General features: G+C 67.5%; 22 protein-coding genes, 1 pseudogene and 1 riboswitch. Of the genes and pseudogenes, 9 read left to right on the forward strand and 14 right to left on the reverse strand.

The window, feature by feature from the left end; genetic code table 11:
* Positions 1-513: an FKBP-type peptidyl-prolyl cis-trans isomerase gene (locus AC5ZH6_RS13005; RefSeq protein WP_020171302.1), complete on the reverse strand. Its 513-nt coding sequence runs from the start codon at positions 511-513 to the stop codon at positions 1-3.
* An 18-nt stretch (positions 514-531) separates the two neighbouring features.
* A complete protein-coding gene (locus AC5ZH6_RS13010) occupies positions 532-1,575 on the reverse strand; it encodes an LLM class F420-dependent oxidoreductase (RefSeq protein WP_496169116.1) in 1,044 nt (347 codons plus the stop codon).
* A 124-nt stretch (positions 1,576-1,699) separates the two neighbouring features.
* Between AC5ZH6_RS13010 and AC5ZH6_RS13015 the strand changes: the two genes are divergently transcribed.
* Positions 1,700-2,272, forward strand: a complete 573-nt coding sequence (locus tag AC5ZH6_RS13015) for a PadR family transcriptional regulator (protein WP_006372774.1) — start codon at positions 1,700-1,702, stop codon at positions 2,270-2,272.
* 11 nt (positions 2,273-2,283) lie between these two features.
* Here the strand turns inward: AC5ZH6_RS13015 and AC5ZH6_RS13020 are convergent, their stop codons facing one another.
* From AC5ZH6_RS13020 to AC5ZH6_RS13030, 3 genes are read right to left on the reverse strand one after another with little or no spacing between them, the layout of a single operon-like run.
* Positions 2,284-2,688 carry a nuclear transport factor 2 family protein gene (locus AC5ZH6_RS13020; protein ID WP_006372773.1) on the reverse strand — a complete coding sequence of 135 codons (405 nt, stop codon included), beginning with the start codon at positions 2,686-2,688 and terminating at the stop codon, positions 2,284-2,286.
* Positions 2,689-2,718: 30 nt separating this feature from the next.
* Positions 2,719-3,510 carry an ABC transporter ATP-binding protein gene (locus AC5ZH6_RS13025; protein ID WP_006372772.1) on the reverse strand — a complete coding sequence of 264 codons (792 nt, stop codon included), beginning with the start codon at positions 3,508-3,510 and terminating at the stop codon, positions 2,719-2,721.
* On the reverse strand, positions 3,507-4,547 hold the full coding sequence (locus tag AC5ZH6_RS13030; RefSeq protein WP_006372771.1) for an ABC transporter permease: 1,041 nt from the start codon (positions 4,545-4,547) through the stop codon (positions 3,507-3,509). The genes AC5ZH6_RS13025 and AC5ZH6_RS13030 overlap by 4 nt, the downstream gene beginning before the upstream one ends.
* A gap of 152 nt (positions 4,548-4,699) precedes the next feature.
* Between AC5ZH6_RS13030 and AC5ZH6_RS13035 the strand changes: the two genes are divergently transcribed.
* Positions 4,700-5,842 (forward strand): sensor histidine kinase, encoded by a 1,143-nt coding sequence (locus AC5ZH6_RS13035; RefSeq protein WP_006372770.1) that lies wholly within the window; start codon positions 4,700-4,702, stop codon positions 5,840-5,842.
* On the forward strand, positions 5,839-6,507 hold the full coding sequence (locus AC5ZH6_RS13040; RefSeq protein ID WP_006372769.1) for a response regulator: 669 nt from the start codon (positions 5,839-5,841) through the stop codon (positions 6,505-6,507). Before AC5ZH6_RS13035 ends, AC5ZH6_RS13040 begins: the two co-directional genes overlap by 4 nt.
* Positions 6,508-6,534: 27 nt before the next feature.
* Here the strand turns inward: AC5ZH6_RS13040 and AC5ZH6_RS13045 are convergent, their stop codons facing one another.
* Entirely contained in the window at positions 6,535-7,431 is an 897-nt protein-coding gene (locus AC5ZH6_RS13045) for a LysR family transcriptional regulator (RefSeq protein ID WP_238534903.1), read from the reverse strand.
* Between the two features lie 196 nt (positions 7,432-7,627).
* Here AC5ZH6_RS13045 and AC5ZH6_RS13050 point away from each other — a divergent pair, with 196 nt between their 5' ends.
* Together AC5ZH6_RS13050 and AC5ZH6_RS13055 are read left to right on the forward strand one after the other, a co-directional pair.
* Entirely contained in the window at positions 7,628-9,445 is a 1,818-nt protein-coding gene (locus AC5ZH6_RS13050; RefSeq protein ID WP_006372767.1) for an acyclic terpene utilization AtuA family protein, read from the forward strand.
* On the forward strand, positions 9,442-10,944 hold the full coding sequence (locus tag AC5ZH6_RS13055; protein ID WP_006372766.1) for a CoA transferase: 1,503 nt from the start codon (positions 9,442-9,444) through the stop codon (positions 10,942-10,944). Before AC5ZH6_RS13050 ends, AC5ZH6_RS13055 begins: the two co-directional genes overlap by 4 nt.
* Positions 10,945-10,958: 14 nt before the next feature.
* On the opposite strand, the pseudogene AC5ZH6_RS13060 reads toward AC5ZH6_RS13055, so the two are convergent.
* From AC5ZH6_RS13060 to AC5ZH6_RS13070, 3 genes and pseudogenes are all read right to left on the reverse strand, one after another.
* Positions 10,959-11,950, reverse strand: a pseudogene (locus AC5ZH6_RS13060) (isopenicillin N synthase family dioxygenase).
* A gap of 58 nt (positions 11,951-12,008) precedes the next feature.
* On the reverse strand, positions 12,009-12,665 hold the full coding sequence (locus tag AC5ZH6_RS13065) for an FAD-binding domain-containing protein (protein ID WP_244421222.1): 657 nt from the start codon (positions 12,663-12,665) through the stop codon (positions 12,009-12,011).
* Positions 12,665-13,480 carry a cryptochrome/photolyase family protein gene (locus AC5ZH6_RS13070; protein ID WP_006372762.1) on the reverse strand — a complete coding sequence of 272 codons (816 nt, stop codon included), beginning with the start codon at positions 13,478-13,480 and terminating at the stop codon, positions 12,665-12,667. Before AC5ZH6_RS13070 ends, AC5ZH6_RS13065 begins: the two co-directional genes overlap by 1 nt.
* 270 nt (positions 13,481-13,750) lie before the next feature.
* Here AC5ZH6_RS13070 and AC5ZH6_RS13075 point away from each other — a divergent pair, with 270 nt between their 5' ends.
* The 3 genes from AC5ZH6_RS13075 to AC5ZH6_RS13085 are packed head-to-tail and all read left to right on the forward strand — an operon-like array spanning position 13,751 to position 19,409.
* Complete coding sequence (locus tag AC5ZH6_RS13075; protein WP_006372761.1) at positions 13,751-15,214, forward strand: DUF3375 domain-containing protein; 1,464 nt, start codon at positions 13,751-13,753, stop codon at positions 15,212-15,214.
* Positions 15,211-16,068 (forward strand): DUF4194 domain-containing protein, encoded by an 858-nt coding sequence (locus tag AC5ZH6_RS13080; RefSeq protein ID WP_006372760.1) that lies wholly within the window; start codon positions 15,211-15,213, stop codon positions 16,066-16,068. The genes AC5ZH6_RS13075 and AC5ZH6_RS13080 overlap by 4 nt, the downstream gene beginning before the upstream one ends.
* Positions 16,065-19,409 (forward strand): ATP-binding protein, encoded by a 3,345-nt coding sequence (locus AC5ZH6_RS13085; RefSeq protein WP_006372759.1) that lies wholly within the window; start codon positions 16,065-16,067, stop codon positions 19,407-19,409. Before AC5ZH6_RS13080 ends, AC5ZH6_RS13085 begins: the two co-directional genes overlap by 4 nt.
* A gap of 22 nt (positions 19,410-19,431) precedes the next feature.
* Here the strand turns inward: AC5ZH6_RS13085 and AC5ZH6_RS13090 are convergent, their stop codons facing one another.
* The 5 genes from AC5ZH6_RS13090 to AC5ZH6_RS13110 all read right to left on the reverse strand — a co-directional run bounded on the left by AC5ZH6_RS13090 (position 19,432) and on the right by AC5ZH6_RS13110 (position 22,521).
* Positions 19,432-19,887 carry a DUF5313 domain-containing protein gene (locus AC5ZH6_RS13090; protein ID WP_006372758.1) on the reverse strand — a complete coding sequence of 152 codons (456 nt, stop codon included), beginning with the start codon at positions 19,885-19,887 and terminating at the stop codon, positions 19,432-19,434.
* Positions 19,888-20,084: 197 nt separating this feature from the next.
* A complete protein-coding gene (locus AC5ZH6_RS13095; RefSeq protein WP_006372757.1) occupies positions 20,085-20,438 on the reverse strand; it encodes a VOC family protein in 354 nt (117 codons plus the stop codon).
* Between the two features lie 27 nt (positions 20,439-20,465).
* Complete coding sequence (locus tag AC5ZH6_RS13100) at positions 20,466-20,825, reverse strand: DMT family transporter (RefSeq protein WP_006372756.1); 360 nt, start codon at positions 20,823-20,825, stop codon at positions 20,466-20,468.
* 1 nt (position 20,826) lies between these two features.
* Positions 20,827-21,141, reverse strand: a complete 315-nt coding sequence (locus tag AC5ZH6_RS13105; RefSeq protein WP_006372755.1) for a DMT family transporter — start codon at positions 21,139-21,141, stop codon at positions 20,827-20,829.
* Positions 21,142-21,158: 17 nt separating this feature from the next.
* A riboswitch (guanidine-III (ykkC-III) riboswitch) is annotated at positions 21,159-21,223 on the reverse strand.
* Between the two features lie 47 nt (positions 21,224-21,270).
* Positions 21,271-22,521, reverse strand: a complete 1,251-nt coding sequence (locus tag AC5ZH6_RS13110; protein ID WP_496169120.1) for a multidrug effflux MFS transporter — start codon at positions 22,519-22,521, stop codon at positions 21,271-21,273.
* A gap of 138 nt (positions 22,522-22,659) precedes the next feature.
* Here AC5ZH6_RS13110 and AC5ZH6_RS13115 point away from each other — a divergent pair, with 138 nt between their 5' ends.
* Positions 22,660-23,133: a M15 family metallopeptidase gene (locus AC5ZH6_RS13115; RefSeq protein ID WP_006372753.1), complete on the forward strand. Its 474-nt coding sequence runs from the start codon at positions 22,660-22,662 to the stop codon at positions 23,131-23,133.
* The last annotated feature ends 17 nt before the right edge of the window (positions 23,134-23,150 follow it).

The following is a 23,150-nucleotide window of genomic DNA, read 5'->3' on the forward strand; positions in this document are numbered from 1 at the left end:
TCAGCCGTCGGCAGAAACGATGACGATCGCGAAGACCAACGTGTCCCCGGCGTTGATGCCAGCCGACGGATTGCCGTCGGGGTAGCCGTCGGCGGGGGCGATCGCCACCGCGACCGTGGAGCCGACGCGCTGGCCGGCGATCGCCTTGCTGAATCCCGGAACCACCTGTGCCAGTGAGAATTGCGCGGGCTGGCCGCGGGTGTAGCTGCTGTCGAACTGCAGTCCGGTGCGTCCGTCGACGCCGACGTAGTTGACGGTGACGTTGGCGCCCTGCCCGACGGTCTGGCCGTCACCGCCGCTCAACGTGTGCACCTGCGTCTCGGTAACCGCGAACGGCGTGGTCACCGACACCTGCGGGGCGGAGGTGTCATTCTTCGCCCCGGTTACCGTGACCCGTCCGGTCGATCCGTTCAGTGACCAACTCGGCGGCTCGTCGTCGGACGAGCCACATCCGGCCACCATCACCACGGCGAGAAGGGCGATCGATGCGAGGACTCCTCGAAGCATGCGCATGCCGCGCAACGCTACTACCTACGCGGTCTCGGCGACCAACGATGCCAGACGGCGCACCTCCTCGACACTGCCCGGCGAGACCAGCATCGTGGTGACGCCTGCCTTCTCCCAGACCGCGATCTGTTCCCGGACATGATCGACATCGCCGACGATGGCCGAATCGTCGACCACCTGGTCGGGGATGATCGCCGCGGCGTCGTCCTTGCGCCCGGACCGGAACAGCGAGGTGACCTCGTCGACGACCTCGCCGTAGCCCATGCGCCGGTAGACCTCGGCGTGGAAGTTGGTGTCCTCGCTGCCCATTCCGCCCATGTAGAGAGCCAGGAACGGTTTGATCGCGGCGTAGGAGGCGTCGCGGTCGTCGGTGATGACGATCTGGGCGGTCGCGCAGATCTCGAAGTCCTCCCGACTGCGGCGGGCGCCGGGCCGGGCGAATCCCTCGTCGAGCCACGCGTTGTAGGTGTCGGCCATCCGTGGCGTGTAGAACAACGGCAACCAGCCGTCGGCGATCTCCGCGGCAAGAGCGATGTTCTTCGGTCCCTCGGCGCCGAGCATCACCGGGATGTCGGCCCGCAGCGGGTGAACGATCGGCTTGAGCGGCTTGCCCAGTCCGGTCGCACCGGGCCCGGTGTAGGGCAGCGGGTAGTGCGGACCGTCGCTGACCACCGGTGCCTGTCTCGCCCACACCTGCCGCATGATGTCGATGTATTCACGGGTGCGCGCCAACGGCTTCTCGAACTTCTGCCCGTACCAGCCCTCGACCACCTGCGGACCCGACACACCGAGGCCGACGATGTGCCGGCCACCGGAGAGATGGTCGAGGGTGAGGGCGGCCATCGCACAGGCGGTGGGCGTGCGCGCCGAGAGCTGCAAGACCGACGTGCCCAACCGCATCCGCTGCGTCGAGGCGCCCCACCAGGCCAGCGGGGTGTAGGCGTCCGAGCCCCACGCCTCGGCGGTGAAGACCGCGTCGAACCCGGATTCCTCGGCGGCGAGCTCGAGTTCGTGGTGGTTCGGTGCCGGCTGCGCACCCCAATATCCCAGCTGCAGTCCGAGTTTCATCGTTCTCCTTCGCGGCGCGTGAGGCGCCGACCATCGTGGGCGAGCGGCGCGTTCCTCGACGGTATCCCGCGACGGTGCCCGGCTCAATACCCAATAGGGGCAATTTGTTGACTACTCTGGGGGCATGTCGTTGCGTCACGCGATCCTCGCCGAACTCCTCGACGACGGCGCCAGTGGGTATCAACTGGCCAAGACCTTCGACGTGGCGGTTGCGAGCTTCTGGTTCGCGACGCCACAACAGTTGTATGCCGAACTGTCGCGTCTGGAGGCCGACGGCCTGATCCGCGGTCGTGAGGTGACCCAACAGGGCCGACCCAACAAGCGCGTCTTCACCCTGAGTGACACCGGGCGTGCCGCACTCGTCGACTTCGTCTCGGCCGCATCCAAACCCACCTTCGTGCGCGACGATCTGCTGGTCAAGGTGCGGGCGTGCGATGTCGGCGAGGCGGCCACCCTGATCGAGACCCTGCATGCCCGTCGGGCGCACGCGTTGGCCAAGGCCGAGCTGATCGAATCGCTGCTCGCGAAGATGCGTGGGGAGATGTCCGAGGACCGGTACCTGGCCGAGAGTCCGCGCGTGGGACCGTATCTCACGGGGCTGCGCGGCATCGCCTTCGAGCGGGAGAATGCGGCGTGGTGTCGCCGTGCAGCCGACGTCCTGTCCGCGCGCCTCGACCGGACCGAGACGACGCACTGAGCACGGCGCGCCTATCCGCTGTGGGCTCCGCTTTCGGCCTCGGCGCGAATCCGGTCGAACTGCGCCCCCATCGCCTCGGCGAGTGCGGTGGCCCCGGACAACGGTCGGACCATCACCATCAACTCGTCGATCTTGCCGTCGGCGTCGAGATGAAGGAAATCGCAGCCGGTGATCGCCCTGCCGTTCACCGTCGTCTCGAACATCAGGGCATGGTCGGGCGCTCCGGGCGCACCGAACTCCTTGACGTAACGGAAGTCCTCGAACACCCGGAACACGCCACGCAGGATGGCCGCGGTGATCGGTTTGCCCTGATAGGGCGCGAAAGCGACCGGACTGATGAAGGTCACATCCTCGGCGAGAAGCTCGTCGACGGCTGCCATGTCCCGGTTTTCCACCGCTTTGCGGAACGGGTGCATTCGATCACGACTCCTTGGTCAATTAATTGACTATCTGGCGCCGACAGTAGACCGCCTGCTGTCGGTGTGTCCAGCGTCACTGGGCGACAGAACGCCGTCGACCATCCGATACACGGCGTCCATCCGGGCGAGATGCGTCCGATCATGGGTGACCAGAATCGTTGCGGTTTCGGTGGCGGCGGTGAGGTCGATCAGCATCGAGAGCACCTGTGCCCCACGCTCGGTGTCGAGCGCCGAGGTGGGCTCATCGACCAACAAGAGGTCGGGCTCGTTCATCAATGCCCGCGCGATGTTGACCCGTTGACGCTGTCCGCCGGAAAGGTGGGCAGGCAACCGGTGCACCATCCCGTCCAGACCGACGGCGACCAACAGGTCTCGGGCCCGAGCAGTGGTGGCGCGGCGCCGGGCTGCGCCGACGATCCGGGATTGTCCGAGATGTGCGGTCACCTGGAGTTGCTCGAGGACCGTCAGCGACGGCAGCAGATTGGGCTGCTGGAAGACCAGGCCGATGCGCTCGCGGCGCACCCTGGTGGCCGCAGACGCGCGCAATTGCGCCAGATCGACTGTCCCGCAGCCACTTGCCGAACGGTGCGAGCTGCGTTGGGTCAGGAGAACACGTCCGCTGTCGGGACGGCGTAGCGCTCCGGCCACGGCAAGCAGACTGGATTTCCCGGATCCCGACGGCCCGGTGACGGCACTGGTCGTCCCGGCGTCGAAGGTTGCCTCGATGTCGTCGAGGGCGGTGAGGTGGCCGGTGCCATCGGCATAGCTCATCGTCACGTGCTGCAGCGTCAGGGTCGGTACGCGTCGTGGCGTGGTCATCGGTTGCTCCCGAGTGCGGTGAGGGGATCGGTGGTGATGAGGAAACGCAGTGCCGCACCGGCGCCGAGGACGCCGAGTCCGATGGTGGCCAGCGCGGGCAACAGGGTGGTGGAGGCGGTCACGACAAACGGGATCGAGCCCAGCAGGGTGCCGCCGCCGACGGCAACCGCCACACCGAGGCCGCACCCCACGACCAGGATGAGCACGGCCTGGCCGAGGGCGTCGCGCACCAACGAGGCGGTGGACGCCCCCAGCGCCTTGAGTACCGCGATGTCGGGGACGCGTTGCACGGTCCACACGGTGAAGAACGCACCGATGACCAGTGCTGAGATCAGCAACAACATCACCGTCATCAGTGTCAGCGACGAGTTCTCGGCGCTGTAGGACGCCAACGCCGACAGCGCATCGGACCCGGAGCGGATGGTGGTGCCACTCGAGGCGGCCACGGACTGCGTATCGGTGCCGACACGTGGTGTCACCGCGAGTACCGTGGCGGCGCCGAACTGCGGTGCCAGGTCCCGCCACGTGTCGATGGGCAGGTAGATGACCGGGCTGTGGGCGTACCACTGGTCGCCGACGATTCGTCCGACGGTCATCGTCCGCCCGCCGACCTGGATGGCCTGGCCTCCACGGAGCCCGAGAGACGAGGCGATCGGCGCTGCGACATCGACGGTGCCGGTGACCGGGCGGTCGTTTCCGCCGAGGCCGAAGAGCACCACCGGCATCGGATCGGTATGTGTGGTCGAGGTCGCGCGGTCTCGCGAGATGCCGACGGGCACCACGTCTTCGGCACGGTGTTGCCAGGTCGCGATCTGCGAGGTGGTCAGCACCGACTGATCGAAGGAGGGCGCGGACCCGGTGTCGGCGAACACGATCATCGAACCGGGCAGTGATTGCAGGGCGGAGATGTTCTGGTGGCGCAATCCCGCGGTGAGTCCGCCCAGGAAGGTGACGAGCACCGACACCAGCACCACCACCAGGGTGATGAGCGCGAATCGTCCTCTGGCTCTTCGGAGATCACGAATGGCGACGAACATGGAGAGTCCTTTCGGTGGTCGGTTGCCAGTGTGGCGGGCATCGGGGATGCGGCGCGTCGAGAGTTGGAGGGTCACGGGGTGCATCGTTCGGCACCGGCGACTCGCACTTTCGATGGATGCGCGGCAGTGCACCGCCGATAAACTGAATCGACATGCACTCCTCACCGTTGGCCCCGGTCTTCACCGCCCTGCGCGCGGCCCTGCACACCATGGCCGCCGTGCTCGCGGTGGTGGTCGCGGTCCGCGCGGTGGGCAGCGGCGGCGCGACGTCGGAGGCGGCGGTGGCACTGGCCGCACTGTGGCTCGCGATCTATGCCTCGGGCATGGTGCTGGTGCGCTCGAGCCGTGCCGGTTGGTGGTGGCTCGCGGCGCTGAGCCTCGTGTGGCTGGCTTGCCTGTCCGTCAGCGGCGAGGCCGTCTACCTGGTGTTCGTGATGTTCTTCCTCTACCTGCATCTGGCCGGGATGCGTTGGGGCACCGCATGTGTCGCCATGTCCACGGTGGCCGCGGTGGTGGGTTTCGGTCTGCACAACGGCTGGTCGGTCGCCGCGGCGATCGGACCGATCCTCGGGGCCGCGGTGGCGGTGGTGATCACGGCCGGCTATCAACGACTCTTCGACGAGGTACGCAGCCGGCAACTCCTCATCGACGAACTGCTCGCCACCCGAGCCGAACTCGCCGACGAACAGCGGGAAGTGGGGCGGGCACGGGAACGGGAGCGACTCGCCGGCGAGATCCACGACACGGTGTCACAGAGTCTGTCGAGCATCCAGATGCTCATCTACGCGGCCGAACGCCGGGCCGGTGGACATTCGCCGGAGCTGCACACCGCGCGTACCGCGGCCGCCGACGCCCTCGGCGAGACCAGAAGACTCATCGACGAACTCACTCCGGCACCGTTGGACGGACGCTCGTTGAGCGCGGCACTACAACGGGTGACCGATGATGCGGGCGGTCACGGCCTGAGTACCCGCCTCGTCGTCGACGGCGAGCCGTTCGGGCTGCCCATGCCGGTCGAGGCGGCGCTGGTGCGGGTGGCACAGAGCGCCATCGGCAACGTCGTGCAGCATGCGCGGGCGAAGGTCCTGCGGGTCACGCTCACCTACAGCTCCGACGAGGTCCATCTCGACATCGTCGACGACGGAGCGGGTTTCGACGCCGACGCCGCGTCGGGCTTCGGTCTGACGACGATGCGCCGACGCGTGCGCGAGCTCGGCGGCGACCTCGACGTCGTCTCCGAACCCGGCCACACCTCCGTTGCGGTCGGCTTCCGGGTCGAGCCCGCGCTCCGATGACCGCACCGACCGACCCGGACTCGTCCGCGGAGCCTCCGATCTGCGTCCTGATCACCGACGACCATGCGATCGTGCGAGCCGGTCTGCGTGCGCTGCTCACCGAGTCCGACGGCATCCGGGTCGTCGGGGAGGCCGCCACCGGTGAGGAGGCGATCGCCCGGTGCACGCCGCCCGCTCCCGTACCCGACGTGGTGTTGATGGATCTGCGGCTCGGGCCGGGATTGTCCGGGGTGGAGACCACCCGACGACTGCTGACGCTGCGACCGGTGCCCCGGGTGCTGGTGGTCACCAATCACGACACCGACGCCGACATCCTCGCGGCCATCGAAGCCGGCGCGTCGGGCTATTTGCTCAAGGACACCCCACCCACCGAACTCATTGCCGCGGTGCACGCCGCAGCTGCCGGCGAAAGCGCGTTGTCGCCCATGGTGGCCACGCGGCTGATGTCACGGATGCGGGCGCCGGCCGACGCGGTGCTCACCGCGCGCGAGATCGACGTGCTCGTCGAGGTCGCCGCCGGACACAGCAACCGGGAGATCGCCAAACGCCTGCTGCTCAGCGAGATGACCGTCAAATCCCATCTCGTGCACATCTTTTCCAAACTCGGTGTACGTTCACGAACCGCTGCCGTCGACCGGGCGCGACGCGACGGCCTCATCGGCTGACCCGTTCAGGATCGTCGGAGGACCTGTTCAGCGCAGCGCGCGGACCACGTCCACGAGGTCGGCGATCAGCGGTTCGGCCTCGGCGCGTCGGTGGGACCACACCGCGACGGTGCTGATGTGCGCGCGGGTGTCACGCAACGGGATGACCTGCACCGCCTCACCGGCGAACATCCGGCCACCGATGCCCTCGCCGAGGGAGATGAGGGTGAAGGCCTGTCCGCTGGCAACCAGATGTGCAAGGCCGGCGAAATTATCGTCGGGCAACGTGATTCGTTTACGGACGCCGTGCCGGTCGAGCAGCCGGTCGAGGTTGCGGTAGATCTCGGGTGCGGCCTCGTGGTTGATCGAGGCGAACGGCACGTGCGCCAGTTCGCCGAGCGTGATCGAATCGGGTTGTCCCGCCACGATCTTGGAGCCGACGGCCACACCGACCGGGCTGCGTTCGAGGAGCAGGCTGTCGATTCCCTCACCGTCGACGGGCCCGTGGACGAGTGCGACATCCACCGCCCCGGCGCGCAGGTCTCGCAACAGCGGTGCGGTGCTCGCGGGCAGCAGTTGCGCGGCGATGTCGGGGTGGCGGTCGGCGAGCGTGTCGAGAACGTTGTCCCGCACGCTGGGCGTGACCTCCGGCGCGATCCCGATCACCGCGGGCCGCAGGGCGTGCCGCTGCGCATCGGCCACGACCGCCGGCAACGCGTCCACCCGGTCGAGGATGTCGCGGGCCCGCGGTAGCAGCGCTTCGCCGGCATCGGTGAGATCGATCCGGTGGTGCGCGCGGATGAACAACGGTGTGCCCAACTCGCGTTCGAGATCCTTGATGCGCTGGCTCAGCGGCGAACCCGCCATGTGCAGCCGGGCGGCGGCTCGCGTGAAGCTGCGCTCCTCGGCGACGGCGACGAAGTAGCGCAGATGGGGCAGGTCCACGCCCTTCACGATAGGACACCGAACCATCACCCTCCGCCGGGTGCGCGCCATGACCGCAACGATCATCTCGCCGTTCGCGAATCGGTCGTGGTGGCCATCGGACGATGTCGATAGCGTCGGTCTCGACGCGAATACCGGTATCAGCCCCCCGGACGAGGAGATCGGTGCCGGACAGACCACGCGAAGGAGCGTACCGATGACCGTGCGACGACCCATCCGCATCGCCAATTTCTCCGGCTACCTCGGCGATCGCCGGACCGCCATCGACGAGGCCATCGCCGGCGACCCCGTCGACGTGCTCATGGGCGATTATCTCGCCGAGATCACCCTCGCGTCACTGTCGGCGGTGCACCACCGAGACCCCTCCCGCGGATACGTCGAATACTTCGTGCGCCAGCTGCGCCCCCACCTGGCGACAATCGCCGAGCGCGGCATCAAGGTCGTGACCAATGCGGGCGGATTCGCGCCCGACCGGCTCGCGGAGGCATTGCGTAACGAACTCGCCGACGCCGGGGTCACGGTGAGCGTCGCACACCTCGAGGGCGACAACATCCTCGCCGACCTGGCCGATCTGCAGGCCGCCGGACATCGCTTCGACAACCTTGATTCCGGTGCGCCGCTCGATTCCTGGGCGGCCCGGCCGATCGCGGCCAACGCCTACCTCGGCGGCTGGGGAATCGCCGGAGCGCTGCGCGCCGGCGCCGACATCGTGGTCTGCGGCCGCGTCACCGATGCCTCACTGACCGTCGGTCCGGCGGCGTGGTGGCATGACTGGTCCGCCGACGACTGGGATGCGTTGGCCGGGGCCGTGGTCGCCGGCCACATCATCGAATGCGGTGCTCATGCGGTCGGCGGGAACTTCTCCGGTTTCCTCGAGATCCCCAACCGCACCACACCGGGTTTCCCGATCGGCGAGGTCGCCGCCGACGGCACGTGCGTCATCACCAAACACGCCCGGGACGGGGGAGCGGTCACCGCAGACACCGTCACCGCCCAGCTCGTCTACGAGATCCAGGGCCCGATCTATCTCAACCCCGATGTCACCGTCCACCTCGACCACGTGCGGGTCGATCAGGCCGGCCCCGATCGTGTCACGGTGTCCGGCGCGGCCGGCACCCCGCCGCCACCGACCACCAAGGTCGCCCTCTTCGGCACCGTCGGCGCGAGCGTGGTCAACACGGTATTCGTCACCTCACCGCATGTCGAGGAGAAGATCGCCCTCATCCGCGACCAACTGAACCGGGATCTGCCCGACGGGGTGCAGATCGACCTCACCCAGGTCGGTGAGCCCGCCGACGACCCCGAATCCCAGTGGGCGGCAACGGTTGCGCTGCGCGTCATGGCTGTCGCCGACGATGCCGAAACGCTCACGCGCGCAGAGATGGGGTCACGCCTGGGCAGCCTGTACCTGCAGGGCGTCCCCGGCTATTTCCACGACGGTGCCGCCGGACTGCATTCCCGTCCCCAACCCCGGGTCGACTACTGGCCGGGCCTCCTCCCACAGAGTGCACTGCAGCACCGGGCGATCCTCGACGACGGCACCGTCATCGACGCCGCCGTGCCACCTGCCACCGCGACGACCCCCCAACCCGTGCATCCCGAGCCCGGTGAGGCACCGCTTCCCGAGCGCGTCACCCGCGCGCCACTGGGCACCGTCGTGCATGCGCGCAGCGGCGACAAGGGCGGCAACTCCAATGTTGGTGTGTGGACCCCGGATCCGCGGGTGTGGCCGTGGCTGCGGCGATTCCTGTCCACCGACGAGATCCGCCGCCTGATTCCCGAGACCAAGGACATCGACGTGGTGCGCCACGAGTTCCCCGATCTGCGGGCAATCCACTTCGTGTTCAAGGGCCTGCTCGGCACAGGCGGATCCTCGAACCTGCGAATCGACCAGGTGGGCAAGGCGATCGGGGAGTATCTACGCTCGCGACAGGTGCTGATCCCCGACGACCTGCTGACCGCCGACGCGACTGTTCCCGACCTGACCGCCGCGGACCACGAGGAGCTGGTGTGACCACCCTGACCGACCGACTGCGCGCGGCCATCGCCGCGCCGGCCACCGACGACTCCTTTGACCCCGCAACAGAACTCGCCGATGTGCTGGGCGGCATCGGCATGTCGGCAGACGACATCGGCGGCACGGTCACCTTCGACGGCGCCGACCCGGTGGTGCCGAGCACCTTGCGCCTCGGCGGAGCGTCGGCCATCGCACTCGCCGCCAAGTCCGCCGCCGTCGCCAAGCTGTGGCAGGTCCGCGGCGGCGCCGGCCAGGACATCGCCGTGGATCTGCGGAGCGCACCACATCGGTTGTGTCCCTTCTACGATCGCCGGTGGGAGATGCTGAACGGTTATCCGCCGGCCACCCCGTCGAACCCCTCGAACGCGCTGGGATTCCGCTTCTACCGCACCGGCGACGATCGGTGGATGATGCCGCTGAACCCGTATCCGAAGATCAAGGTCGGTGCGCAGCGACTCCTCGGGGTACCCGACGACAAGGATGCCGTCGCGGCGGCCATCGCGAGCTGGAAGGCCGCCGAACTCGAGGCCGCCGCCGTCGAGGCGGGCGTCGTCCTGCCAATGCTGCGCACGACCGCCGAACTCCTCGACGAACCGCACTATCGGGATGTTCTCGCCGACATGCCGCTCATCGAGATCACCCGCATCGCCGACGGCGACCCCGTCCCGCTGCCCGGAGGGGTCGACCAGCCCCTCGACGGCATCCGGGCGTTGGGCATGGGACATGTGATCGCCGGCGCCGGGGTCGGCCGGGCACTGGCCCTGCACGGCGCCGACGTGCTCAACGTATGGCGTCCCGACGAACTCGAGCACGACGCGACCTATGCCACCGCCAACGTCGGCGTACGGTCATCGACGATCAATCCCTACGACGCCGACGGTGCCGCCCGGATTCGTCGGCTGCTCGGCGACGCCGACGTGTTCTACGCGAACCGCCGGCCCGGCTACCTCGACAAGATCGGACTGTCCGCCGATGCCGCCGCCGACGGACATCGCGGGATCGTCTACGCCACCGCCTCTCTCAACGGTGAGCACGGCCCGTGGTCGTCACAGGTCGGATTCGATCAGACCGCGGGCAGCCTGACCGGGATGATGCTGCTCGAGGGCGGGGGCGACAAGCCCAAGCTCCCACCGATTCTCGTCGTCAACGACTACATCGTGTCGTGGTTGCTCACCGCGGGAATCGTCGAAGCCCTCACCCGCCGCGCCCGCGACGGCGGCAGTTACCGGGTGCATGTGTCGCTGACCCGGGCTGCACTCTGGATCATCGGGATGGGTGTGTTCGATCGTGGTTACGCCCACGAGATCGCCGGCACCGATGTCGGCGACGGCACCCATCGTTATCTCGATCCCGAGACCTTCACCGCCGAGACACCGCTCGGGGCGTATCAGGGTGTCACCGACCAGGTCCGGATGAGCCAGACGCCGGGGCGCTACCGCACGGTGCTGGTTCCGCGCGGCTCGTGCCGGCCGGAATGGCTTGCGCGACCGGACTGATCAGACCGGACTGATCAGTAGGCGGATGCCGGGCCGAGAGGAGTGATCCCATGATGTCGTTGCGCCACATCCGGGTGCGCGCGCACCCGGGACTTCCAGGCGTTCTCGCCGTAGGTGCTGAAGATCGGATTGTCCGGGTCCGCCTCGACACCGCGGGACAACGCCGCGAGCTCCGGCGGCAGTTCGATGATCGGGATCGTGGCATCGAGAGCCGGATTCAGGAAGAACGGAATCGAGATACGGTCGGTGCCGGGGCGCGGCGCGCGCACCCGATGCCGGGTCGCGCGCAGGTAACCGCCGGTGGCCACCTCGAGCAGTTCACCGATGTTGACGATGAACGCGCCCGGCTTCGGCGGCACGTCGACCCAGGTGCCATCCAGCGTTTCCACCTGCAGCCCTTCGGAATCCGGTTCCACCAGCAGCAGCGTGAGGACACCGGAATCCTTGTGCGCTCCGACGCCCTGGTCCCGGTCGATGCTGCCCGGGTAGCGCACCACCTTGAGCAGGGTCGCCGGACGGTCGGCAAACGCGTCATCGAAGTAGCCGGCCGGCGCTCCGAGTGAGGCCGACCACTGCCGCAGCAGGCGCACGCCCACCTCCGACACCGCGTCGATCCACGCCTCGAACGCCGCACGGAATCCGGCGGGACGCTCCGGCCACAGGTTGGGGCCCTGTAGGTTCCAGTACCCGTGCGCACCGTCGACGACGGGCCGGTCCGGGCCGATGTCGACCTGTTCGCGCCAGTCGACGAGTCCGTTCGTCAACTCACCGCCGAGACGTGAATAACCCGGAACGCGGGACTGTCCAGCTGGGAGATCCGCCGCTTCTCGGCGTCGGGCAACGCGAAGAACTCACGGGCCAGTCGCAGGACCTCGTCGATCCGCGCCGGCGCGATGCCGTGTCCGACGAGGTAGAAGAATCCGTGCTGGTGGGCGGCCTCGCGCAGCGCGGTCGCGAAGGCCTGCCCGTCGGTGTCGGCTGCGGTGAGGTCGAGGGTGGGCAACATGACTCCATGGTGGCACCCTCACGTGCGCCACGCGGCCCGAGAGACACCTCCGCGATCGTCAGTCGAGCCAACGCCGGCCCGTGCGTAGGTGGGCGGCCCTGGTCGACGGTTCCATGCGCTCGAGATTGGCCACCACGAACGACGACCGGCGGTTGCGGTCGAGAACGTCGCGATGATCGGCGACGAACGTCCAGTACAGGCCGTCCCACTCCGCGCACCACGGTCCCTTGCGGAGGTCGGACATCTTGCGCAGGTAGTTGCTGCCCGAGACGTACGGCTTGGTGGTGATGGCGGTGCCCGCGGCGAACTGGCTCATCCCGTAGACGTTGGGCACCATCACCCAGTCGTAGGCGTCGACGAACATCTCCATGAACCACCGATAGACCTCGTCGGGATGGGTTCGCAAGAGACACATGGCATTACCGAGGATCATCAACCGCTCGATGTGATGCGCCCAGCCGCAGTCCAGGACGTGGCGCACGACACCGTCGACCGGCACGAGCCCGGTCTGCGCCGTCCACCAGCCCGGCGCGAGTGCGCGGCGATGTCCCAGCCGATTGGCGGTCCGCATCGTGCGACCGTGGACCACGTAGGTGGCGCGCATGTACTCGCGCCACCCGATGAGCTGACGGACGAATCCCTCGAGCCCGGCGAGCCCGATCTCGCCCTGCCCGCCGACCTCGAGTGCGCGGCGCAGCACCGTCCGCGGTGACACTAGGCCGATGTTGAGGGCGGGCGTGAGCATGGCGTGGAAGAGGTACGGATGGTGGTGCTGATGGCGTCCTCGTAGGGGCCGAACCCGGCGAATCGCTCGGCGAGAAAGTCCTCGAACATCTCGCGCGCCCCACGGTGGTCGGTGGCCCACCGAAACGCTCGCGCGTCGCCGGGATTGTCGGGGAACTCCTTCTCGACCCATTCGATGGCCGCGTCGACGTGTTCGTCCGGATCGGGAAACCGCGGCACGGCCACGTCGAGCCTGCGGGGGAGCGGCTTGCGGTTGTCGGCGTCGAAGCTCCAGCGTTTGCCTGCGGGCACGCCTGCGCTGTCCACGAGAATGCCGAGGCGGCGCCGCTGCCACGTGTAGAACTCGCTCATCCGGGCGGTCGGGCCGTCGAAGAACTCGGTGATCTGGCGTCGTGAGGTGAGGAAGTTGGGGCTCTCGGCGGTGGCCTCGGCGTCGAGGTCGATCCCGGCGTCGGCCAGGGCGCCGCACACATCGGCGGCGAGCCAGTCGTCGACGACGTCGTAGAGGTGCACCGACGACGGGCGCAGCCGCCGCACCACAGCGCTCAGGGATTCTCGGCTGGTGGTTGCGGAGTCGGTCTCGATGATCTCGACGTCGAATCCGTGGCGGCGCAGCCGCTGTGCGAACCGGCGCATCGACACACGATGCAGGATCAGCTTCTGCCGGTGGAAGCGGTACTGGCGGAACAGCAGATCGTGCTCGACGAGAACGAACCGCGTGCCGGGCTCGGCGTTCAGATGTGATTCGAACAACTGGTGCGGCATCACCAGGCGCAACTCGGACATCGGTGGATCACCCTCTTCTCGCAGCGGCCGTGACGAGAACCGTCGTTACCGGTACGTCCTTTGCCTGGAGTTCGACGCCTCGCGACATGCGGATCTCTTCGGCCGGTCGCCTCGGCGTGTCGGCGTGGTTGTCCACAGCGGCTCGGACGTGGCGCGGGCCACGATCGGTGGACGTGGGAGACTACCTGGCGGCCCGGCCACCAACCCGACCCCCGATCGCAACCGAACCCCGACGAGCAACCGAACCCGAGACGAACCCACGAGGCGGCGATGGACAGTGCAACTCAGCCCACGCTCATGCAGGCGTGGGAGACCAACCGATCGATCCAACGATCCGCGGCCGTCCGGCTGTTCGCCGCGACCAACTCCGCGCTCTACGTGACATTGATGGAGCGTCACCTCGACTTCGGGGCGCGCCGGTCGGAAACCGATCTGGCGATCCGGCTCGAACGCGACATGGCCGAACTCGGCGTCGGCGACCAGCCCCACGGCATGGATCTGCTGAAACTGTGGGCCAAGAACGGGTGGCTGCATCGGATGGCCGACCCGGTCGTCGCGACCCAGAACCTGTGCTACCTCACCCCCGAGGCGCGCTCGGTGCTCGATTACATGCGGCGGCTGCGCCGGGAGGACTCGGTGGCCACCGCGGGTTCGATCAACGGCATCGCGGCAGGTTTGCGGCGCGTGGCCGGTCAGGTCAGCGACGACCCCAGCTACATCCGTGAGGACCTCACCCATCAGATCGAGGAACTCGACGCCGAACTCGCCGACCTCGACGCCGGTCGCCGGCGCCGACCGGATCTGCGGGCCGCCGAGGACGAGGCCCGCGCCATCGCCTACCAGATGGAGCAGATCATCTCCGACATCGGGCAGTACGGCAGCATGCTCGACCGCATCACCACCGCGCTCCTCGACGATCCGAACGACTCCGATCTGGCCTATCGGGACCGGCAGCGGCAGATGTTCGACGATTACGAGGCCTTGCTGGAGTCCTCGCAGAGCGCGTCCTATCACGCGTTCACGCACATGATCGGCGACCCGACCCAACGGGCTCGATTGGTCTCCGACATCGAGACCGTCACCGCGCATCTGCCCGCCATCGATCCAGGGTTGCGATCGGTGATGGACAACTTCTTCGTGCTGGTCACCCAGCAGATCGACGAGGTCGGCCGGATCCGTCGCCGCTGCGCGCGTCGGATCCGCCGATTCGTCGCCTCGGGAACCCTCGAGCAGAGCCGCGGTATCGCCCGCCAACTCAACGACGCCCTGGCCACGGCCAACGAACTGCTCACGATCTCTCTCGCCGATCGGCGGCTGGGTTACGAATTGCCGCTGGCCACCCCCGCGCTGACGTCCAACGGGCGTCTCGCGTTCGAGATCCGCACCCCTGAACCCCCGCAACCGGCGGTACCCGCGACAGGGGAGACCGATCTCGATTCGTTCGTTTCGCTGGCCGGCCAGGTCGACACCGTCGAACTCACCGAGGTGGTCAACAACGCGGTCGTCGACGGTCCGGTGGCGTTGTCGGAGGTCATCGATTCCCTCGACGACCCCTATCTCGCCCACGTGATCGTGTTGTGGTCGTGGGCGTTGCGGCAATCGTCGGCCACCGGCGACCCCGTGGCGACCGAGTTCATCCGATTCCGGTCCCTCGACGGCGAGGACCGTCTCATCGAGATTCCCGCCCTGCATTTCACCGAACCCATCCCCACCGCGGAGGTCGACGTCCTGTGACCGATCAGTCAGAACGGTTTCCCGCGAAGGGGTTCAGCGCCGAGGGGTTCAGCGCCAAGGGGCTCAGTACCGAGGAGTTCAACGGCTACGACGACCTGCCCGCGGTGAGCCGGACCGCCATCGAGGAAACAAAGGTCCCCCGCTTCGACGGGGACGTCTCGGCGATGCCCGACCGCGCCTGCTGGGCGTTGCAGAATCTACTCACCCGGCGCTATGTCAGCGGCGACCGCACTCCCCAGCTGTGGTCCTGGATCGTCGAATACCAGGAGCCCCTACGCATCCGGCTGTCCGAACTCGATCTGCGGCTGCGCCTGGTCACCGAACTCGAGGTCGCCTTCGTCGAGCAGGTGGGCTACGACTCCCGTTGGGGTAGAAGACTACTCAAGCGCGAGACGATCCAGGCCTACGACGCGATCCTCGCCCTGCACCTGGCCAAACACATGCGGGCCGCGCGCGAGGATCAGGTATTGATCACCCACGAGGAGATCCACGAACTGTTCGCCGGCGTCTCCAACACCATCGATCGCGACCTCGCCCTGTTCGACAAACGCATCGACAAGGCGATCGACAAGCTCGAGGAACTCGAGTTGCTGCGCCGCCATCGCGACGACCCCGACACCTTCACCGTGAGTCCGGCGATCACCGCGATCATGACGGCATCGGTGATCACCGATCTGCAGCACCAGTTCGAGCAATTCATCGGTGCCGGCGAGGAGGCCGACGCGCAGACGCTCGATCGCTCCGCGCCCGAATCCGAAGACGACAATTCGGGATACCTCGCCGAGGGCGATCGGGACACCGACGACGGTGACGACACCGAGGATGACGACACGGACGAAGGAGATGACTGGTGAGCGATCGTGTCGACCAGTTCCACCTGTCGCGGTTGCAGTTGATCAACTGGGGCGTCTTCGACGGGTATCATTCGATTCCGTTCAGCGCCAACGGTTCTCTGGTGACCGGCTCGTCGGGCAGCGGTAAGTCCTCGCTTCTGGACGCCATCTCCCTGGCCTTCCTGCCCGACCATCGGCGCAACTTCAACGCCTCCGGCGACGCCACGGCGGCCGGATCGGCGAGTGGTCGGCGGACCGTCGGCAAGTACGTGCGTGGAGCATGGGGCGAGCGGCGCGACGGCGTGAACTCGACGCGCGAGATCATGTACCTGCGCGGCACCGGGCCGGCCTGGGCGGCCATCGCCGTCACCTACACCTCCACCTCGGGCGTGTCGATCACCGGCCTCGTCCTCAAGTGGCTCGCTGCGGGCAAGATGACCGACGCCCACAGCGCCTACTATCTCGCCGACGGCGACGCCGACATCGTCGACGCCTGTAACGAGTGGGCGGCCAACGGGCACAATGCGGCCCGGCTCCGTGAGCGCGGTTGGCGGGGCGGTCCCGGCGAGGGGAAGTACCTCGCGTCGCTGTACTCGCTGATCGGCATCCGCGGCTCCGAGGCCGCCCAGCAGCTGTTGGGAAAGGCCAAGTCGCTCAAGAGCGTCGGCGGGCTGGCCCAGTTCGTCCGTGAGTTCATGCTCGACGAACCGACCAGCATCGCGGGTATCAAGGATGCACTCGAGCAGATCGATCCGCTCGTCGAGGCCCGCGAATTCCTGGACGTCGCACGTCGCAAACGCACCATCCTCGGCAACATCGAGGCCGTCCAGGAACGGTATGCGACCGAGTCGGCGAAGTTCTCGGTGCTCGACACCATCGACAGCGCGACCATCCGTGCCTACGTGACCAACCTGCGGATCCGCAACGCCGAACCCGAGATCGCCGACCTCGACGATCAGATCGCCCGTCTCGACGGCGATCTGGCCGCGCTGACCTCCCAGCACGATCAACTTCGCCAGGATCACAGCCATCTGCTGTCGCGAATCTCCTCCAGCACAGCCGATCTCGCACCACTACAGGAACAGCTCGCCGCGGCCGGCAAAGCGGCGAGCGAGGTGTCGATGCGGCGGGCCTCGTTCGACTCGAAGATGTCGGCGCTCGACGTGGAGATCCCCGAGTCGGCCGAGGACTTCTGGGAGACACGCGAATCCCTCATCGAGGAGGCGACACGGCTCGACGGGCAACTCGAGGCCGGCAAGGGACACTACGCCGAACTGCTGGCCGCGGAGGTCGCCGCTCGGAGCCGCCGCGACGCCGCTGCCGACGAGCTGGCCCGGGTGCGCGAGGCCGGATCGGCGCTGCCGCGCGCCGAGCACGAGATGCGCCGGGTGATCGCCGACGCGTTGCAGCTCGACGACTCCGAATTGCGCTATGTCGCCGAACTCGTCGAACTCGACCCGGAGCAGGAGCGGTGGCGTCCGGCGGTGGAGAAGGTGCTGCGTAACGCCGGTCTGCGATTGCTGGTGCCGGATCGCCATTTCAATGCCGCCCTGCGGTTCGTGAACACCCACGATATGCGTGGGCGGATCCAGTTGCATCATGTCGAGCGCCGCACGGCGGTGCTGCCCGACCCCGGCACGCTGGCCGCGACCCTGCGTCCGGTCGATCCGGAGCACCCGAGCTCGGCGGAAGCCCTGACGCTGCTCACCCGACTGGGCAATTACGTCTGCGTCGACGATCCGGCCGAATTCGCCGACCATGCCAAGGCGGTCACCGATCGCGGCCTGCGCAAGGACTCCGCGAAGCTGGCCATCAAGGACGACCGGCAGGCACTGCGGCCCTCGCAGTACATCTTCGTCGGCAACGTCGACGCCAAGGTCGCCGCCCTCGGTGAGGAACTCGACCACGAGGACAGCATTCATGCCGCGGCGCGCGAGGCCACCGCCGTCCTCGAACGCGAGCGAGCCGACAAACAACGCCGCCGCGACCTCTACCGCACTGTGTGCGAGCAGTTCACGCAGTGGAGTGAGATCGACGTCGAGTCCGCCGACGATCGCGCCGAGCGGCTCTCGGAGCAGTACGAACTGTTGATGGAAGAGCATCCCGACGTCGAGGCACTGCAACGCAAGGCCGAGGAGATCTGGGAGCAGGTCCGCGCGGCGATCTCCCATGCCGCGCTCGTGCGTGACCGAATCGCGACCCAGGACGAGCGCCGGACGCAGTTGCTCGATCTCGTCGACCGCCTCAAGGCCGAGGACATCTCCGGTCCTGCACAGGCGGCCCTCGATACGTTCCGTGAGGATTCTGCGGCCACCCTCGATGTGCTCGCACCGGATCCCTACCGCCAGGAACTGATCAAGGCCGTTGGGCGCGACCGGGATCGGATGCGCGCCGATGCGCGTCGCTCCCGGGACGAACTGGCTCGTATCCTCGCGACCTACGACGAGGAGTTCCCCGACGAGATCCCGAACGACAGCAGCGATTTCGACGAGCGCATCTATGACTACGTCGCGTTGTGCCGCCGCATCGACGAGCGGGAGCTACCCGCGGCCTACGAGCGGATGCGCCGGCTCATCACCGAGCAGGCGCCGGGTGCGATCCTCAACCTGCACATGGCCGCCGACGCCGAGGAGCGCCGGATCGTCGAGCAGATCGAGCGGGTCAACACGGGCCTGGGTGCGGTCGCGTTCAATCGTGGCACCCGACTGCGCCTGCAACCGGGACGCAAGAATCTCGGGGCCGCAGCCGAACTCACCGAAAAGGCGCGTCAGATCGCGGGGCGGTCGACCGCCGTCGCGTTCGGCGATGAGCAGGCCATCCTCGAGCAGTACGCCGACATCCTCCTGCTGCGCGAACGCCTGGCGGGGGCGACCCCGGAGGACCGGCAGTGGACGCGCGACGCGCTCGACGTCCGCAACCGTTTCGACTTCTACTGTGAGGAGCACGACGCCGAGACCGGGGAGACGATCCGCACCTACAGCAATGCCGGCGACAATTCCGGTGGCGAGCAGGAGAAGCTCATGGCCTTCTGTCTGGCCGGCGCGTTGAGCTTCAACCTCGCCAGCCCGCATGGCGACGACAACCGACCGATCTTCGCGCAGTTGATGCTCGACGAGGCATTCTCCAAGTCCGACCCGCAATTCGCCCAGCAGGCGCTCTCGGCGTTCCGCAAGTTCGGCTTCCAGCTGATCATCGTCGCGACCGTGCAGAACACCAGCACCATCCAGCCCTACATCGACAACGTGGTGATGGTGTCGAAGTCCGAGGCGGCCGGTGGTCGCCCGGTGGCGACGGCGACGTCGACCTCGATCGGTGCGTTCTCCGACCTGCGTCGGGCGTCGGGGAAGAACCGGCTGATCTGACCCGAACCCCCGACGCTGGAGGCTAGCGGCCGGCCCCCCGGTATTTGCGGTGGTACTCGGCGTATACGTCGGCGTTCTTCTCCTTCTCCCGACGGGAGACCAGATCGGGATCGAAGCCGTGCTGCGACAACCGGTAACGCCGGTAGACGCGGTTCAGCGCGACCGAGAAGAAGATGTAGGGGATGAGGATGGGCACGGTCATGTTCGCCCGGATCAGCCAGTCGGCCGGCACGAACAACATCGGGACGAGGATGATCACGCAGGGCACGGCCCACCACGCGACCATGCGCAGGGCGGCATACGGACCGGTCAGATCGTTGAAGACCCAGTCGCGCATCGAGTCCGGAAGCTTCGCCCCGTAGTGGTACTTGATGTACTGCAGCCCGTGCGGTCGATCACCGTCGCGGCCGGAACCGGATGTCGTCGAGGTGTCCTGCGACGCACGCGATGTCGCAGCACGGCGGTTCGTGTCAACCATGGGGGTTCCTCTTGTCGGTGACCGGTCTTTGTACCCGAGTTTCCCAGACCGACGATCCGGACGATACTCCGGTATACGGCTTCATGAAATCGAGTAATCGATGAACCACTAATCAGTAGTGCACGACTGAATTGTACGCCGTGTACGCGCGGGGACGCCACGACGGTCCGGCCGAGGACGTCACCGCGCGCGACAACTCAGCGCGCAAGCGGGCTGTAGAACACCAGCCCGTTGCCCTTGTTGTCGTAGACCACCGCGCGCCGTTCGTGCGCGTCGTCGTAGGGGCCCTTGACGATGCCGCCACCGCTGGCCTCGATCGCCTTGGCGGCCGCGTCGACGTCGGCGGTCTTGATCCCGACCACGACCTGTCCGGGAATCGGATGATCGACCTCGGTGGCCAGGGCCAGGGTGACCGGCCCGCCGTCGAGGGCTGCGAAATGCGCGCCGTCGCGGAATTTCAGTGTCATACCAAGCGATTCGCCGTAGAACTTGATCGACTCGTCGAGATCGTCGGTGGACAGGATGATCATCTTCACTTCGTGGTCACTCATCGAGAACTCCTCATCGTCGGGGTTCTCTCAGCGTAGGTCGGGCGACGGCGGCCGGGATGAGTCGGTGGTCCCTGATCGGGTCATCTTCAGGCCGGCGACCGCCGCGACGATACCCGCGATGAAGAACAACTTGGCGACCGAAACCCCCTCGCTACCGGTGACCATGGAATACGTCACGGTCAGCGTCGCCCCGACACCGACCCATACCGCGTAGGCGGTGCCGATCGGCAGCGACGAGGCGGCCCAGCCGAGTCCGGCCATACTCAGCGCGAGCCCCACCAGGAACACCGCGACAGGCACCGGTTCGGTGAATCCGTTGGACCGGTCCAGGGCCACCGCCCACACCGCCTCGCACACGGCCGAAGCCAGCAGGATCAACCAGGCCATGTCAGCTCACCGCCTTGAGACCGACGACGCAGCCGACGAGGAGCACGAGAAGCCCGACTCGCACGACAGTCGGCCGTTCCTGTCCCGTGACGACACCCCAGACGACGGTCAGAACCACACCGATGCCCACCCACACCGTGTACGCGGTGCCCAGCGGCAACGACGTCAGCGCGAGAGCGAGTCCGAGCATGCTGAGCGTCAGGGCAACCACGAAGACCACCACCGGCAGTGGCTGTCGAAACCCTCGTGACGCCGACAGTGCAGCCGCCCACACGGCTTCGAGTACGCCGGAAATGATGAGAATGAGCCAGGCCATGGCGACCAACCTCCACTTTCGTGGCAGTCTTGTCGCTCGGCGGGTACTGCTCCCTCGTCCGCGGTCCTGGAATGGACTCCGATGTCCACGGTAGCAACGACGTCAACTCCCGGCGTTCACCCGAGAATCTCAGGCGCCGGGTTTTCCGGCGTCGGCGGTGTGGCGAGTCCCTCGTTCACCCATCCAGACCGCGACGACCAGCGTGACGAAACAGATCGTGGCGCCGACCACCACGGCGACGAGCGCCGTGACGCCCGCGTCTGCGCCGTGTCCCACCAGCGAACCGGCAACGGCACCGACCACGAATTGCAGCGCACCCAGCAATGCGGCTGCCGCGCCGGCCCGTTCGGGGTGTCGTTGCAGTGCCAGCGCGGTGACGCTGGGGCCGATGATGCCCCACGACGAAGCGATCAGGGCGAATCCGAGAAGGAGCGGGATCAGCGCGCCGCTGCTGCCGGCGCCGATCATCGCCACCGAGGCGACGACCAGTACCCCTGCACCGCAGGCCATCTGACGGACCGGATCGGCGAACCGCACCCACCGTGCACACGCCATCAGGCACAGCCCGTTGATCGCGAATACCGCGGAGAACACCGCAGGCGGGCACTCGTGCACGACCTGCAGCGCGAACGGCGAGCCGGTGATGTAGGCGAACAACGACCCGAATCCTGCTGCGCCCGTACCGATCACGAGTAGGAATCGCAGGTCGCCGAACAGGACACGGTAGGAGACGAAGGCACCTCCCAGGCCACCGGCGGTTCGGCGATCGGCCGGTAGGGACTCGCCGACCCAGGCCGCCGTCGAGATCACGAGCAACGCGCCGATCACCGCCAGCACGGCGAAGACCGTCCGCCACGTGCCGACCAGGAGGATCGCACTGCCCAGCAGCGGGGCGATGACGGGCCCGAGGCCGACGACCACGGTCAGGACGGCGAAGACCGACACCAACCGCGGACCGCTGCAGCGGTCGCGCACCACCGCGCGGGCGATCACCACACCCGCCGAGCCACCCAGCGCCTGCAGCAGGCGACAGACGACGAGTACCGCCACGCTGGGAGCAAAGGCGCAGGCGACCGAGGCGACGGTGAACAGCACCAATCCGGCGAGGAGAGGTCGGCGGCGGCCGAACCGGTCCGAGAGCGGACCCATGACGAGTTGACCGAGGCCGAGCCCGATCATCGACACCACCAGGGTGGCCTGCGCCCCGGCCGGCGTCGTCGACAGATCGGTGGCCGCCTCGGGCAGGGCGGGCAGATAGAGATCGGTGGAGATCGGTCCGAACGCCGACAAGGCACCGAAGACCACGAGCAGTCGGCCGCGAACGCCCGACGTGTCCGGGATTCCGTCGGTTCCCGCCGTGGACCTCCCGATACCTGCCATGAAACTCACTGTAGGAGGGGCGCAGAGCACCCCGTAACCGAGTACCTCCGACCCGGAGTCATCGACGCCATCGTCAATACCCGCTTTACTGGTGTGGTGACTCTTGCTCTCCGGACTCCCGGAAATACGCGCCGAACGATGGTTCTGGTGATGATCGCGGCGGCGATGATCGTCGCGTGGTCGATCGCCGCGCCGCATGCACACGCGGACGAGGGAGCAGGAGGCCTCGATCCGGTCCTCGGCACCGCATATGCGCAGGCGTCGGCGGCAGCCCGCGCCGACGGTATCCCCCTGCACATCACCTCTGGCGCGCGGACGCCGGCCCGGCAGCAACAACTGTGGGACGAGGCGATCGCCACCTACGGCAGTCCGGCGCAGGCTCGCCGGTGGGTGTTGCCACCGTCGGAGTCGACGCATGTCGGGGGTCATGCCATCGACGTCGGACCGCAGGCCGGTGCCCGGTGGCTGCAGGTCAACGGCTTCCGCTGGGGCCTGTGCCGCACCTTCGACAACGAGTGGTGGCACTTCGAGGTCGCGACCATTCCGGGCGCTCCGTGCCCACCCATGTGGCCGGATGCGGCCGCACGGATCGACGCGCATCGGGGTGCATGATCATGACGACCTCCCCA

The sequence above is a fragment of the Gordonia sp. YC-XJ4 genome, from assembly GCF_059511865.1.